Genomic DNA, 15,299 nt, shown 5'->3' with positions numbered 1-15,299 from the left:
CTCAGCCGTCAGGCTGGGGGTTTTTTGGGCGATAAACCCGACCCGATAAACCGCTCTGTTACCTCGATGTAACCACCCGATCCTTCTTTATTAACGCCCCACATTTCATCTGGTTATTTCTTCATCCCCTCTGTCGGTCAGGGCCGCATATCGCTTGCTATGCTGACAATCCTTCGCATATTATGCTGCCGTCATAATAATAATTATCGTTTACGTTATCATTCACTCATCGTCAGAGAAAAAATAATGGCGCGTCTAAAAACTGCTCAGCCAGTCAACAGTTCACTGCGTAAAATCGCAGTAGTTGTAGCCACAGCGGTTAGCGGCATGTCTGTTTATGCACAGGCTGCTACAACCCAAAAAGAAGATACCATCAACGTAAGTGCCGCCGCCGCGCCACAAGAGAGCGCGTGGGGACCGGCTGCGACGATTGCCGCACGCCAATCCGCAACGGCGACTAAAACGGATACCTCTATTGAGAAGGCACCGCAGTCTGTCTCAGTGGTAACCAGCGAAGAGATGGCGCTACACCAGCCAAAATCGGTTAAAGAGGCATTAAGCTATACGCCGGGTGTGGCCGTGGGGACGCGCGGCGCGTCTAACACCTATGATTACCTGATCATTCGTGGTTTTGCCGCTGATGGACAGAGCCAGAACAACTACCTCGACGGTATGAAGATGCAGGGCAACTTCTATAACGACGCGGTGATTGATCCTTACATGCTCGAACGTGCTGAGGTCCTGCGTGGCCCCTCTTCCGTGCTGTACGGCAAGAGCAGCCCCGGTGGGTTGCTGAACATGGTGAGCAAGCGTCCCACCACGACGCCGCTGTACGAAGTGCAGTTCAAAATGGGCACCGATAATCTCTACCAGACCGGCTTTGATTTCAGCGATGCGCTGGATGACGACGGTGTTTACTCCTATCGTTTAACCGGGCTGGCACGCTCCGCCACTGCCCAGCAGGAAGGGGCAAAAGAGCAGCGTTATACTATCGCGCCATCGTTTAGCTGGCGTCCTGATGACAAAACCAATTTCACCTTCCTCTCTTATTTCCAGAACGAGCCGGATACCGGTTATTACGGCTGGCTGCCAAAAGAAGGGACGGTTCAACCGCTGCCGAACGGTAAGCGTTTATCCCGCGACTTTAACGAAGGTGCTGAAAACAACACCTACTCTCGTAATGAGAAAATGGTGGGCTACAGCTTCGAACACGGCTTTGATGACACCTTCACCATGCGTCAGAACCTGCGCTTTGCAGAGAACAAAGTGGCGCAGAACAGCGTCTACGGCTACGGGATGTGTTCCGATAAGCTCTACTCCAGTAATCCGTCCACAAGCCCTTGTGCAGGCATCGCCTCCTCTGAATGGGATCATACGCTGACCCGCCAGTACGTGATTGACCGCGAAAAATTGCAGACCTTTACTGTCGATACCCAATTGCAGAGTAAATTTGCGACCGGTGCCATCGATCATACGCTGTTGACCGGCGTTGACTTTATGCGCATGCGTAATGATATCGACTCGTACTTTGGCTATGCAGGTTCTGTTGCCCCTTCAGATATCTACAATCTTGATCGCAGCGATTATGACTTTGCTGCGCACGATGGCCCGTCTGGTCCTTACCGTATCCTGCTGAAACAGCAACAGACCGGTGTGTATGCGCAGGATCAGGCGCAGTGGGATAAGGTACTGGTCACGCTGGGTGGCCGCTACGACTGGGCGAAACAGGATTCCCTGAACCGTGACTACGGTACGCATCCATCACGTGATGATAATCAGTTCACCTGGCGCGGCGGTGTAAACTACCTGTTTGATAACGGCGTCACGCCGTACTTCAGCTACAGCGAATCTTTCGAGCCGGCATCGACCACCGGTGCTGATGGCGCGATTTTTGCCCCCTCTAAAGGCAAGCAGTATGAAGCGGGCGTGAAGTACGTACCAAAAGATCGGCCGATTGTGCTGACCGGTGCCTTATACCAGCTGACCAAAACCAACAACCTGATGGCCGACCCGGCAGGCTCTTCCTGGTCTGTTGAAGGCGGGGAAATCCGTGCGCGTGGTGCAGAGATTGAAGCGAAAGCCGCCCTTTCTGCCAGCATCAACGTGGTGGGTTCTTACACCTACACCGAGGCTGAGTACACCACCGACACCAGCTACAAAGGCAATACGCCCGCCCAGGTGCCTAAACATATGGCTTCTGCATGGGGCGATTACACCTTCTATGATGGCGCACTGTCTGGCCTGACGCTGGGCACAGGCGCGCGCTTCACCGGTTCCAGCCAGGGTGACCCGGCGAACAGCTTCAGGGTGGGTAGCTATACCCTCGTTGATGCGCTGGTACGTTATGACCTGGCACGTGTGGGTCTGGCGGGCTCTAACGTGGCGGTACACGTGAATAACCTGTTCGATCGTGAATACGTTGCCAGCTGCTTTAACTCGTACGGCTGCTTCTGGGGCGCTGAGCGTCAGGTGGTGGCGACAGCAACCTTCCGCTTCTAATCTCTCTTCGGGCACGGTTCGCCGTGCCCATTTACAAGTTGGCTCTTATGCAGGAAAAGATCGCGCTTCCCGACACAACATTTCAACTCCTTGACGTCACCTTCCGTGTGCCTGGTCGAACGCTCCTTCATCCGCTTTCGCTGACCTTTCCGGTCGGTAAAGTGACGGGGCTGATAGGGCATAACGGTTCCGGTAAATCCACCTTGCTTAAAATGCTGGGTCGCCATCAACCCCCATCCGGGGGAGAGGTGCTGCTCGACGGGCAACCGCTCGAAAGCTGGAACAGCAAATCCTTTGCCCGCAAAGTCGCTTATCTGCCGCAGCAGCTGCCGCAGGCTGAGGGGATGACCGTACGTGAACTGGTGGCAATTGGACGTTACCCGTGGCACGGCGCGCTGGGGCGCTTTGGGGTGGCCGATCGTGAGAAAGTGGAAGAGGCGATTTCGCTGGTGGGGCTTAAACCGCTTGCCCATCGACTGGTGGATAGCCTGTCTGGTGGTGAACGCCAGCGTGCGTGGATTGCGATGCTGGTGGCGCAGGACAGCCGCTGCCTGTTGCTGGATGAACCCACCTCCGCGCTGGACATCGCCCATCAGGTAGATGTGCTGGCGCTGGTGCACCGTTTGAGCCAACAGCGTGGCCTGACGGTGATAGCTGTACTTCATGATATTAATATGGCCGCGCGTTATTGTGATTACCTTGTCGCCCTTCGCGGGGGCGAAAAAATTGCGCAGGGTACGCCGGATGAGCTTATGCGCGCCGAAACCCTGGAGCAAATTTACGGTATTCCGATGGGCATACTGCCTCACCCGTCCGGGGCAGCACCGGTGAGCTTTGTCTACTGATGGCCGGTTTTAATCAGATTAGCCGTCGCCGTCTGCTGACGATGATGGCACTTTCCCCTTTGTTATGGCAGATGCGCAGTGCGCAGGCGGCCGCTATCGATACGCAGCGAATTGTGGGGCTTGAATGGCTGCCGGTTGAGTTGATGCTGGCGCTGGGCATTAAACCTTACGGGATCTGCGATATTCCCAATTACACCTTGTGGGTCAATGAGCCCGCCCTCCCTGAAGGGGTGATTGACGTCGGGTTGCGTACCGAACCGAACCTTGAACTGTTGACGCAAATGAAGCCTTCGTACCTTCTCTGGTCTGCAGGTTATGGGCCCTCTGCGGAGGTGCTGGCAAAAATTGCGCCGGGGCGGGGTTTTAGTTTCAGCGATGGTAAAAAACCGCTGGCAACGGCACGGCAGTCGCTTACCGACATGGCCCAACTCTTTAATATGAATGCCGCGGCAGAAAAGCATCTGGCTGAATTTGACCGCTTCATGGAGAGCCGAAAACCCCATTTTTCCGGACGCGGCGAGCGCCCCCTGCTCATGGTGACGCTGCTGGATGCGCGCCATATGCTGGTGTTTACGCAAAACTGTCTGTTCCAGGAAGTGCTGGATGAGTTTGGTATCCGCAATGCCTGGCAGGGGGAAACCACCTTCTGGGGCAGTACCTCGGTGGGCATTGACCGGCTGGCCATCTTTAAGGATGCGGATGTAGTGTGCTTTGACCACGGCAATGACGCAGAGATGCGTAAGCTGATGGCGACGCCATTGTGGCAGGCGATGCCGTTCGTGCGTGCCGGGCGTTTTCAGCGCGTCCCTGCGGTATGGTTCTATGGCGCAACCCTTTCGGCGATGCACTTCGTTCGCGTACTGGATAACGCGCTGGGGGGAAAAGCATGAAAAACCGTATTGCTCTCTTTCCAGCCATTGTGCTCTCGATACTCTTCATGGCGGGCATCTGGCTGACGTGGATGAATTTCAGTGCCGCGCTGCCCCGGGCGCAGTGGGCGCAGGCCAGCACTGCGCCGGATATCAACGTCATCGAACAGATGCTGTTTCATTACAGCCTGCTGCCACGCCTGGCGATCGCATTGCTGGTGGGGGCAGGGCTTGGTCTGGTGGGGGTACTTTTTCAGCAGGTGCTACGTAACCCGCTGGCGGAACCGACGACGCTTGGCGTCTCCACCGGTGCGCAACTGGGCATTACCATTACTACGCTCTGGGCTCTGCCGGGGGCCTTAACCACGCAATTTGCTGCCCTTGCCGGTGCCTGTGTGGTGGGGGCACTGGTGTTTGGCGTTGCCTGGGGTAAACGTCTCTCACCGGTCACGCTGATTCTGGCGGGGCTGGTCGTGAGCCTTTACTGCGGGGCGATAAACCAACTGTTGGTACTTTTCCATCATGAGCAACTGCAAAGCATGTTCCTCTGGAGCACCGGTACGCTAACACAAACCGACTGGAGCGGCGTTGAGCGTCTCTGGCCGCAACTCCTTGGCGGCGTGGTGCTCACGCTGCTGCTGCTACGTCCGTTGACCCTGATGGGGCTGGATGATGGCGTAGCGCGAAACCTTGGGCTGGCGCTGTCACTGGCGCGTCTGGGCGCATTAACCCTGGCGATTGTGCTGAGCGCGTTATTGGTCAACGCCGTGGGGATTATTGGTTTTATCGGTCTGTTTGCCCCTTTACTGGCGAAAATGCTCGGCGCAAGACGTTTGCTGACCCGCTTGATGCTGGCCCCGCTCATTGGTGCGCTCATCCTTTGGCTCTCCGACCAGCTTGTTTTGTGGCTGACCCGTGTGTGGATGGAAGTCTCCACTGGGTCGGTTACGGCGCTGACTGGCGCACCTCTCCTGCTTTGGCTGCTGCCACGTTTACGCAGTATGAGCGCGCCATCAATGGACGCTGGGGACAACGTACCCAACGAGCGCGGAAATGTGCAGTGGTTTGCCCTTGCAGGGGTGACGGTTCTGCTGCTGGGAATTCTGGTGGCGCTCTCCTTCGGGCGCGATGCCGAAGGCTGGCGCTGGATAAGCGGCACGGTGCTTGAGGAAATGATGCAGTGGCGTATGCCGCGCATCGCGGCTGCGTTAACCGCCGGCATGATGCTGGCGGTGGCCGGATGTATTATTCAGCGCCTCACTGGTAATCCGATGGCGAGTCCGGAAGTGCTGGGTATCAGCTCAGGTGCCGCGTTTGGGATCGTCGTGATGCTCTTCTTTGTACCCGGTAACGCTTTTGGCTGGCTGATGCCCGCCGGGAGCATCGGGGCGGCCGCCACGCTGCTCGTCATCATGGTCGCCGCCGGGCGCGGCGGTTTTTCACCCCACCGGATGTTGCTGGCCGGGATGGCGCTCAGTACGGCGTTCACGATGTTACTGATGATGCTGCAGGCAAGTGGCGATCCCCGTATGGCGCAGATCCTGACCTGGATCTCCGGCTCGACCTACAGAGCAACCTGGGAGCAAGTGTCCCGCACGGGCCTTGCGATGATAGTCCTGCTGGCGATGGTGCCACTGTGTCGCCGCTGGCTGACGGTACTGCCGTTGGGAGGCGAAACGGCGCGTTCGGTGGGGTTAGCGCTCACCTCATCCCGCATCGCGCTGTTACTGCTGGCAGCCTGTCTCACCGCCACGGCAACCATGACCATTGGCCCGCTGAGCTTTATCGGCCTCATGGCCCCGCATATTGCACGTATGATGGGTTTCAGGCGTACGATGCCGCACCTTGTTATCTCGGCGCTGGTTGGCGGGTTACTGCTGGTGTTTGCGGACTGGTGTGGCCGGATGATGATGTTCCCGTATCAGATTCCGGCAGGTTTACTCTCGACCTTTATCGGCGCGCCGTACTTTATCTATTTGCTGAGAAAGCAGAGTCGTTAATACGTCATCCCTCTCCCGGTGGGAGAGGGATCCCCAGTAATGTTACGACTTACAGCGATATTACTGCGCCATGAGAATAAAACACTCATCGCGATGACAGGGTCCGGCTGAAAATCGACGACGCGTATCCGTAAGGCCGGGGCGACGCGCAGGGATGCGCGGCGAGGGCGGATTTACAGGGACGTTACCTCCGCCCGTCCCCGATAAGCCTGAAGGAGATGCTAAGTGGACCGCGCCAGCGGCGATTTTCTTAGGCCGGGAGCCCGGGTCGCCAGGGTGGTGGCGGTGAAACCCTCTGGCACGTTCACGGGTTCTGTCGTTACAGACAAGCAAGGAACATAAGGTGAACGGAATGACCCTCAGAGCCGCATGTTTCCCCTCACCCTAACCCTCTCCCCGGTGGGGCGAGGGGATTGTCCGTGCTCGCATCTTTTTGTGGGGATCCCTTAGCCCAGTGAGAAAGGGCCGGGGTGAGTGCATCAGGCCGCACAAATCTGGCCTGATGCTACCGCTTACAGCTTCGCGAACACCCGACGTGCGGCGTCTACGGTATTGCGAATGTCCTCTTCGCTATGGGCGACAGACATAAAGCCCGCTTCGAAGGCAGAGGGTGCCAGGTAGACCCCTTCTTCCAGCATCAAATGGAAGAAGCGCTTGAAGCGCTCAACGTCGCAGGCCATCACGTCCTGGTAGCAGGTCACTTCCGGCGCATCGGTAAAGAACAGACCGAACATGCCGCCCACATGGTTGACCACCAGCGGGATATTCTGGCCGCGAGCGGCATCAATCAGACCGTCAGCCAGCAGTGCCGTCAGGTCATTCAATGTTTCATGAATGCCCACCTGCGACACCTCGGTCAAACAGGCATAACCTGCCGCCATCGCAATCGGATTACCGGAAAGCGTACCCGCCTGGTAGACCGGGCCGGTCGGAGCCAGCGCGTCCATAATGTCGCGACGACCACCAAAGGCACCCACCGGCATACCGCCGCCGATGATTTTTCCAAGGCAGGTGAGGTCAGGGGTGACGTCGTAATAAGCCTGCGCGCCACCCAGGGCCACGCGGAAACCGGTCATGACTTCATCGATAATCAACAACGCGCCAGACGCATCGCACAGCGCACGCAGCCCTTGCAGGAAGCCCTCTTTCGGCGGAATGCAGTTCATGTTGCCGGCAACCGGTTCAACGATGATGCAGGCAATCTCCTGCGGATACTGCGCGAAAGCTTCACGCACGCTGTCAAGATCGTTATAGGTACAGGTCAGGGTGTGTCTGGCGAAATCAGCCGGTACGCCCGGTGAGTTTGGCTGGCCCAGGGTCAACGCGCCGGAACCGGCTTTCACCAGCAGGCAGTCGGCGTGGCCGTGGTAGCAGCCTTCAAACTTGATGATTTTGTCCCGGCCGGTAAAACCGCGCGCCAGGCGGATGGCGCTCATGGTGGCTTCGGTGCCGGAGTTAACCATACGCACCATGTCCATCGACGGCACCAGTTCAGTCACCAGCTCCGCCATTTTGACTTCCATCTCTGTCGGCGCGCCAAAGCTCAGACCGCGTTCAGCCGCCTCAATCACGGCGTTGCGAATCGCCGGGTGGTTGTGACCCAACACCATCGGACCCCAGGAGCCGACGTAGTCGATGTAGGCTTTGCCATCGGCGTCATAAAGATAAGCGCCGTCAGCACGCTCAATAAACAGCGGTGTACCGCCTACGCCGGTAAAAGCACGAACCGGGGAGTTCACGCCTCCCGGAATAAGTTTGCGGGCGGCGCTGTAGAGGTTTTCTGACTTACTCATAAATCGTTCCTGGTGAATTTTCGAAAGTAGAGGGCATTCTAAGGGATCAGGCGATCGTTACCAAAGTTTTGCGCACGGAAAGGATAGACAAGGCGAGGGGAGAAGACTTGAAGGATTAGTAGCAGTGATGGATAATAGCCAAAATGATCGGGTCATTATTTGCCCAGATCGCAGTATGAATGGGAGCAAAAGATGAGTGATGATGTAGTGCTGCCGCTGCAGTTTACGGACGCAGCCGCCAGCAAAGTAAAAAATCTGATCGCAGATGAAGAGAATCCAAACCTGAAACTGCGTGTCTACATCACCGGCGGTGGATGTAGCGGCTTCCAGTACGGTTTCACGTTTGACGATCAAGTTAACGATGGCGACATGACTATCGAGAAGCAGGGCGTGGGTCTGGTTGTTGACCCGATGAGCCTGCAATATCTGGTCGGTGGTGCGGTCGATTATACCGAAGGCCTTGAGGGCTCGCGTTTCGTGGTTACAAACCCGAATGCGACCAGCACCTGCGGCTGCGGTTCCTCCTTCAGCATCTGAGGTTAAGGATGCAAAAAAAGCCGTGTCACTGACACGGCTTTTTGTTATCTGCCATTCTCGTCCAGCGCAAAGGTGGGCAGTTTCAGGTGCCAGCGAATAGCGGCCAGTCGAATGGCCAGCGTGACTACCATTCCGACCATACTGGCGGCTTCCAGCGGCATAGCAAAAGTATAATAAGCCGTGGCATGTACGATTCCGCCTGCGATACAGGCCGTCGCGTAAATCTCCGTTCGCAGGATCATCGGGATTTCCCGCGCCAGGACATCGCGAATAATCCCGCCACCAACCCCGGTAACCACGCCCATGCAAATCGCTACCATCGGGCCGGTGCCAGCCAGAAAAGCTTTATTAACCCCGATGCCGACAAACACCGCCAGTCCAACGGCATCCAGCACCGGCAAAACCCATTTCGGCAGGCGGCGCGGCTGGCGCACCAGCAAAATGGTTAGCATACAGGTGACCATCGCAACCACCAGGTCGGTAGGATCTTTCACCCAAAACACCGGGCCGTGAGCGAGCGCCATATCGCGAATAGTGCCGCCGCCGACTGCCGTCACAACGCCGAGTACAAGAACGCCAAAGGGGTCCATCCGGAGCTTGCCGGCGAGTAATACACCTGATATTGCAAAAACAGCGGTGCCGACAATATCCAGCCAATAGACAAGCATGGTTCAATCCCCGGTTATTTCACCTGCGCAAGGGCAGAGCAGAGTTGTTGAGCGGCGAGGATAATACGCGGGCTGGCGCGTTCAAACCAGTCACTGGTAAGCGGAATCACCGGAATGGCGAGCTGTTTGTGCCAGAATTGCTCAATTTTAGGAATCTCGCCTGCACCTCCCGCCACCACAATAGCCTGCGGCTGGCGTGCCAGTACCTGCTCACGGCTGACCTGCGGCCAGGGCACCCGGCTGGCGGCAAAGATGTTTTCCCCGCCGCACAGCTCCAGCACCTCATTTTGCAGTGAGCCTTTGCCGCTGGTGAAAAGGGGCTCGCCGCCAAATTGCAGGAAAACACGTTTTTTCGTCTGACCGGCATACTGTTTTTTCAGCGCATCATATTGCGCCAGAAGCGCATCCGCAGCCTGCGTCGCCTTTTCAGGGGTAGGGCTGTACTGGGCCAGTTGCGCAAGCGCCCCGGCGACCTGTTCAATGGTTACGGCATCTATCCACTTGACCGTAATGCCGAGCCGACCCAACTGATCGACCTGGCGCTCAGCGTTGCCTCCGCGCCAGGCGAGCACCACATCGGGTTTCAGCGCCACGATGCGTTCAACGTTCATACCTTGCCAGGTGGCAACCTGTTCAATGCTGGCAGCTTCAGCAGGGAAATCAGAATAGCTGCTCACACCTACCGGCGTAATGCCTGCGGCGAAAGCCAGTTCCGTATTGCCAGGAGAGAGAGAAATGACCCGCGGCGCGGCAGAGAGCCACACGGGGAGAAGAAGGAACAGGGCGGCCAGCGCCCTGAAAAAAGAGTTAGCCACGCGTCAGGTTCTGCACCAGCGTCTCAACCATCAGGCTGGACTGTTTCGCCGCAACCACCAGGAACTCATCAAAGCTCAGGTGGGACTGCTGGTCGGCCACGTCGGAGATGGCGCGAACGACCACAAACGGGACGCCAAAATTATGGCAAACATGCGCAATCGCCGTGGCTTCCATTTCGACGGCGGCAGCCTGCGGGAAGTTATGGCGGATTTTTGCCAGCGCGACTGAACCATTGATAAAGGCATCGCCGCTGACGATAAGACCACGCACGGCGTTGAGATTGAGCGCGTTAATGCAGCTCTCTGCCGCAGCAATCAGTTTTTCATCGGCTTTGAAACCGGCCGGGCAGCCAGGAAGCTGACCGAACTCGTAGCCAAACGCGGTAACATCCGCATCGTGATAGCGCGCTTCGTCGGAAACCACGATATCACCCACTTTCAGCGTGGAGGCCAGGCCGCCCGCTGAACCGGTATTGATAATCACGTCTGGCTTGCAGCGCTCCAGCAGCAGGGTCGCCCCCATCGCAGCTGCCACCTTGCCAATACCGGATTTCAGCAGGGCCACTTCTGCGCCATTGAGCGTACCGGTGTAAATTTCACAGCCGCCCAGGGAGAGCGTCTGTCGATTGTCGATTTTGTCACGCAGAAGCGTAACTTCTTCTTCCATTGCACCAATAATGCCAATTTTCATGGAGATACTCGCTAAAGTGATAAGACAGGGTTACGTTTACAGGTCATAGTCTATCATGGCATACAGAATTGCATGACATCCCGTGACGCCTCGCAGACAGGAGCGGCAATGAGTGAGATCGATTTTCGAAAAAAAATAAACTGGCACCGTCGCTATCGCTCCCCGCAGGGGGTGAAAACTGAACGTGAAATCCTGCGCATTTTCGAAAGCGATCGTGGTCGCATCATCAATTCGGCAGCCATTCGTCGTCTGCAGCAAAAAACCCAGGTTTTCCCCCTTGAACGCAACGCGGCAGTGCGCACGCGTTTGACCCACTCGCTTGAGGTTCAGCAGGTCGGACGCTACATCGCCAAAGAAATTTTGAGTCGCCTGAAAGAGATGCGCCTGCTCGAAACCTACGGACTTGATGAACTGACGGGCCCTTTTGAAAGTATCGTTGAGATGGCGTGCCTGATGCACGACATTGGTAATCCGCCGTTTGGTCACTTTGGCGAGGCGGCCATCAATGACTGGTTTCGTCAGCGCCTTGCCCCCGATGATGCCGCCAGTCAGCCGCTGACGGATGATCGTTGCGAAGTGGTCACGCTTCGCCTGCGGGAGGGCGAGGAGAGTCTGAATGCGTTACGCCGTAAGGTGCGTCAGGATTTAAGCCATTTTGAGGGCAATGCGCAGGGGATTCGCCTGGTGCATACCTTAATGCGCATGAATCTTACCTGGGCGCAGGTGGGCTGTATTCTAAAATACACGCGTCCGGCGTGGTGGGCGGGTGAGCCTCTGGCAACCCACAGCTATTTAATGAAAAAACCCGGTTTTTATTTGTCAGAAGAAGCTTACGTTGCCCGCTTGCGTAAAGAATTAAACCTGGAGACATACAGTCGTTTCCCATTGACGTGGATTATGGAGGCGGCGGATGACATCTCCTATTGCGTGGCCGATCTTGAAGATGCGGTTGAGAAACGCATTTTCACCGTTGAACAACTTTACCAGCATCTTTATGACGCCTGGGGCAATCACGCAAAAGGTTCGCTCTTTTCTCAGGTGGTGGAAAATGCCTGGGAGAAATCCCGCGCCAATACGCTAAGCCGCAGTGCTGAAGATCAGTTTTTTATGTATTTACGGGTCAACACCTTAAATAAACTTGTGCCCTACGCGGCACAACGCTTTATCGAAAATCTGGCGCAGATTTACCGGGGAGAATTTAATCACGCGCTGCTGGAGGACGACAGCGATTACAGCCAGCTCCTTGAATTATATAAAAACGTCGCCATAAAAGAGGTGTTCAGCCACCCGGATGTTGAACAGCTGGAATTACAGGGGTATCGCGTGATTAGCGGGTTACTGGAGATATACCGCCCTCTGCTGCAATTATCGCTCGCAGATTTTTCAGAGCTTGTAGAAAAGGAGCGTCTACGCCGTTTGCCTATTGAATCGCGCTTACTGCAAAAGCTTTCAACCCGCCATCGACTGGCCTACGTTGAAGCGGTAAGTAAATTATCCTCGGAGGACCCAGAGTATCCGGTAATGGAATATTACCATCGCTGCCGTTTAATCCAGGACTATATCAGTGGCATGACAGATTTATATGCATGGGATGAATACCGCCGCCTGATGGCCGTGGAATAACGAGTCGGGAATTGTAAAGACCACCAATAAATTTTTACTTTTTCCAAAAACTTAATCCCGGAACTTCACGTTATAAAACGACTCTGAGTGACACATACACAGCCGTTTTGCGTTATCAGTAAAGAGATTGAGAGACATGAAAAAAACTACGTTAGCAATGAGTGCTCTGGCGCTGAGCTTAAGTCTGGCGCTGATCCCGGTATCTTCCTTGGCGGCAGAGACGGCATCGTCAGCAGCCACGTCTCAGCAGCTTCCAAGCCTTGCCCCAATGCTTGAAAAAGTGATGCCTTCCGTGGTGAGTATTAATGTTGAAGGCAGCACCACGGTCAACACGCCGCGTATGCCGCGCAACTTCCAGCAGTTCTTTGGTGATGACTCCCCGTTCTGCCAGGAGGGATCGCCCTTCCAGAGTTCACCATTCTGCCAGGGTGGGCAGGGCGGACCGGGAGGTCAGGGTGGCGGACAGCAGCAAAAATTTATGGCGCTGGGGTCCGGGGTGATCATTGATGCAGCAAAAGGCTACGTGGTTACCAATAACCACGTTGTGGACAACGCCACAACCATTAAGGTGCAGTTGAGCGACGGGCGTAAATTCGATGCGAAAGTTGTTGGCAAAGATCCGCGCTCTGATATCGCACTGATTCAAATTCAGGATCCTAAGAACCTGACGGCTATCCAGTTAGCGGACTCTGACGCGCTGCGCGTCGGTGACTATACGGTCGCTATCGGCAACCCGTTTGGTCTGGGTGAAACCGTGACTTCGGGTATTGTGTCAGCACTGGGACGCAGCGGTCTGAATGCTGAGAATTATGAGAACTTTATCCAGACCGATGCTGCCATTAACCGGGGTAACTCCGGGGGAGCGCTGGTCAACCTGAACGGTGAGCTGATCGGTATTAACACCGCGATTCTGGCCCCTGACGGTGGCAACATTGGGATTGGTTTTGCTATTCCGAGCAATATGGTGAAAAACCTCACGGCGCAGATGGTGCAATATGGCCAGGTACGGCGTGGTGAGCTGGGGATCATGGGCACTGAGCTCAACTCAGAGCTGGCGAAAGCCATGAAAGTGGACGCGCAGCGTGGGGCGTTTGTCAGCCAGGTCATGCCAAACTCTGCGGCCGCGAAAGCTGGCGTGAAAGCAGGCGATGTGATCACCTCCCTCAACGGTAAGCCTATTGCCAGCTTCGCTGCCCTGCGTGCGGAAGTCGGATCTATGCCGATTGGCAGTAAAGTAACGCTCGGCCTGGTGCGTGATGGCAAACCTGTGAATGTAAGCATTGAACTGCAACAGGGTAGCCAGGCGTCAGCAGAAGCGGCTACGGTATTCAGCGGGATCGAAGGCGCTGAAATGAGTAACAAAGGCAAAGATGAAGGCGTGGTGGTCAATGAAGTTAAAGCCAACACACCGGCTGCGCGCATTGGTCTTAAGAAAGGTGATGTGGTTATTGGTGCTAACCAGCAACCGGTTAAGAACCTGGGCGAATTGCGTAAAATTCTCGACAGCAAACCTTCCGTGCTGGCCCTGAACATTCAGCGCGGTGACTCCTCTCTCTACCTGCTCATGCAGTAACCGCTTTAACCCTCTTCTCCCGTCCGGGGGGAGAGGGCTTCCCGCAGATTCTGTGAGGCCTTCCACAACTCCATACTTCTGATTCTGGCTTTGTGCATATGCACAGTGCACGGCATGATTTTCTCTCATATGCTTGGGCTCTGCTCACGGGAGGGTTACATGGCTGGCTGGCATCTTGATACTAAAATGGCACAGGATATCGTGGCACGCACCATGCGTATCATCGATACGAACATTAACGTCATGGATGCCCGTGGCCGCATCATTGGTAGTGGCGATCGCGAACGAATTGGGGAATTGCACGAAGGCGCACTGCTTGTGCTTGCCCAGGGACGCGTGGTCGATATTGATGATGCCGTTGCGCGTCATCTGCACGGCGTTCGTCAGGGCATCAACCTGCCGCTGCGTCTGGAAGGGGAGATAGTCGGTGTCATTGGACTGACGGGAGAACCGGAATCGTTGCGCAAGTACGGTGAACTGGTGTGCATGACCGCCGAAATGATGCTGGAGCAGTCCCGGTTAATGCATCTGCTTGCCCAGGATAGCCGCCTGCGTGAAGAGCTGGTCATGAACCTGATTCAGGCGGAAGAGCACACGCCTGCCCTGACCGAATGGGCACAACGTTTAGGTATCGATCTGAATCAGCCGCGCGTGGTCGCCGTTGTTGAAGTGGACAGCGGGCAGTTGGGCGTCGACAGCGCAATGGCCGAGCTTCAGCAGCTGCAAAACGCCCTGACAACCCCTGAGCGCAACAACCTTATTGCGATTGTCTCACTGACAGAGATGGTGGTGCTGAAACCTGCGCTCAACCAGTTTGGCCGTTGGGATGCCGAAGATCATCGTAAACGCGTTGAACAACTGATTCAGCGCATGAAAGAAAACGGGCAGCTGCGTTTTCGTGTTTCTCTGGGTAACTATTTTACCGGGCCAGGAAGCATTGCCCGCTCCTACCGTACTGCCCGCACCACCATGATGGTGGGTAAACAGCGGATGCCGGAAAGCCGTAGCTATTTCTATCAGGACCTGATGCTGCCGGTTTTACTCGACAGCCTTCGCGGCGGCTGGCAGGCCAATGAACTCTCACGTCCGCTACAGCGCCTTAAAGCAATGGACAACAACGGTCTGCTGCGCCGTACCCTGTCAGCGTGGTTTCGTCATAACGTGCAGCCACTGGCGACCTCAAAAGCGCTCTTTATTCACCGTAATACGCTTGAATATCGCCTGAATCGCATTTCTGAATTAACGGGATTAGATTTGGGGAATTTTGACGATCGATTGCTGCTGTATGTGGCGCTGCAGCTGGATGAACAGCGCTAAGTAAAAGCAAAACGGCAGCCGCAGGGTTGCCGTTTTTGATGTCTGCTCCCTCTCCTGTAAGAGAGGGCG

General features: G+C 55.8%; 12 protein-coding genes. 8 read left to right on the top strand and 4 right to left on the bottom strand.

What is annotated here, in order from left to right:
- Positions 1-246: 246 nt before the first annotated feature.
- From fhuA to fhuB, 4 genes are read left to right on the top strand one after another with little or no spacing between them, the layout of a single operon-like run.
- Positions 247-2,499 carry a ferrichrome porin FhuA gene (gene fhuA, locus KXR87_RS16895; protein WP_437433375.1) on the top strand — a complete coding sequence of 751 codons (2,253 nt, stop codon included), beginning with the start codon at positions 247-249 and terminating at the stop codon, positions 2,497-2,499.
- 47 nt (positions 2,500-2,546) lie between these two features.
- Positions 2,547-3,344: a Fe3+-hydroxamate ABC transporter ATP-binding protein FhuC gene (gene fhuC / locus KXR87_RS16890; protein ID WP_437433374.1), complete on the top strand. Its 798-nt coding sequence runs from the start codon at positions 2,547-2,549 to the stop codon at positions 3,342-3,344.
- Positions 3,344-4,234: a Fe(3+)-hydroxamate ABC transporter substrate-binding protein FhuD gene (fhuD, locus tag KXR87_RS16885; protein WP_437433373.1), complete on the top strand. Its 891-nt coding sequence runs from the start codon at positions 3,344-3,346 to the stop codon at positions 4,232-4,234. The genes fhuC and fhuD overlap by 1 nt, the downstream gene beginning before the upstream one ends.
- The gene (fhuB, locus tag KXR87_RS16880; RefSeq protein WP_437433372.1) at positions 4,231-6,213 is read left to right on the top strand and encodes a Fe(3+)-hydroxamate ABC transporter permease FhuB; all 1,983 of its coding nucleotides are present in this window, start codon (positions 4,231-4,233) and stop codon (positions 6,211-6,213) included. Before fhuD ends, fhuB begins: the two co-directional genes overlap by 4 nt.
- 512 nt (positions 6,214-6,725) lie before the next feature.
- Here fhuB and hemL read toward each other — a convergent pair.
- Complete coding sequence (gene hemL, locus KXR87_RS16875; protein ID WP_437433371.1) at positions 6,726-8,006, bottom strand: glutamate-1-semialdehyde 2,1-aminomutase; 1,281 nt, start codon at positions 8,004-8,006, stop codon at positions 6,726-6,728.
- 192 nt (positions 8,007-8,198) lie between these two features.
- Between hemL and erpA the strand changes: the two genes are divergently transcribed.
- On the top strand, positions 8,199-8,543 hold the full coding sequence (gene erpA / locus KXR87_RS16870; RefSeq protein ID WP_437433370.1) for an iron-sulfur cluster insertion protein ErpA: 345 nt from the start codon (positions 8,199-8,201) through the stop codon (positions 8,541-8,543).
- A 44-nt stretch (positions 8,544-8,587) separates the two neighbouring features.
- Here the strand turns inward: erpA and KXR87_RS16865 are convergent, their stop codons facing one another.
- From KXR87_RS16865 to mtnN, 3 genes are read right to left on the bottom strand one after another with little or no spacing between them, the layout of a single operon-like run.
- On the bottom strand, positions 8,588-9,211 hold the full coding sequence (locus tag KXR87_RS16865; protein ID WP_437433369.1) for a TRIC cation channel family protein: 624 nt from the start codon (positions 9,209-9,211) through the stop codon (positions 8,588-8,590).
- Positions 9,212-9,225: 14 nt separating this feature from the next.
- Positions 9,226-10,026 (bottom strand): vitamin B12 ABC transporter substrate-binding protein BtuF, encoded by an 801-nt coding sequence (gene btuF / locus KXR87_RS16860; RefSeq protein ID WP_437433368.1) that lies wholly within the window; start codon positions 10,024-10,026, stop codon positions 9,226-9,228.
- Complete coding sequence (gene mtnN, locus KXR87_RS16855; RefSeq protein ID WP_437433367.1) at positions 10,019-10,717, bottom strand: 5'-methylthioadenosine/S-adenosylhomocysteine nucleosidase; 699 nt, start codon at positions 10,715-10,717, stop codon at positions 10,019-10,021. The genes btuF and mtnN overlap by 8 nt, the downstream gene beginning before the upstream one ends.
- A gap of 108 nt (positions 10,718-10,825) precedes the next feature.
- Between mtnN and dgt the strand changes: the two genes are divergently transcribed.
- From dgt to cdaR, 3 genes are all read left to right on the top strand, one after another.
- Positions 10,826-12,340, top strand: a complete 1,515-nt coding sequence (gene dgt / locus KXR87_RS16850) for a dGTPase (RefSeq protein WP_437433366.1) — start codon at positions 10,826-10,828, stop codon at positions 12,338-12,340.
- A gap of 136 nt (positions 12,341-12,476) precedes the next feature.
- Positions 12,477-13,913, top strand: a complete 1,437-nt coding sequence (gene degP / locus KXR87_RS16845) for a serine endoprotease DegP (protein WP_437433365.1) — start codon at positions 12,477-12,479, stop codon at positions 13,911-13,913.
- 159 nt (positions 13,914-14,072) lie between these two features.
- Positions 14,073-15,230: a DNA-binding transcriptional regulator CdaR gene (cdaR, locus tag KXR87_RS16840; protein WP_437433364.1), complete on the top strand. Its 1,158-nt coding sequence runs from the start codon at positions 14,073-14,075 to the stop codon at positions 15,228-15,230.
- The last annotated feature ends 69 nt before the right edge of the window (positions 15,231-15,299 follow it).

It is taken from the genome of Yokenella regensburgei (assembly GCF_051486985.1).
Lineage (GTDB): Bacteria > Pseudomonadota > Gammaproteobacteria > Enterobacterales > Enterobacteriaceae > CBFFRJ01.
This window is presented reverse-complemented; position numbering and strand designations above follow the sequence as displayed.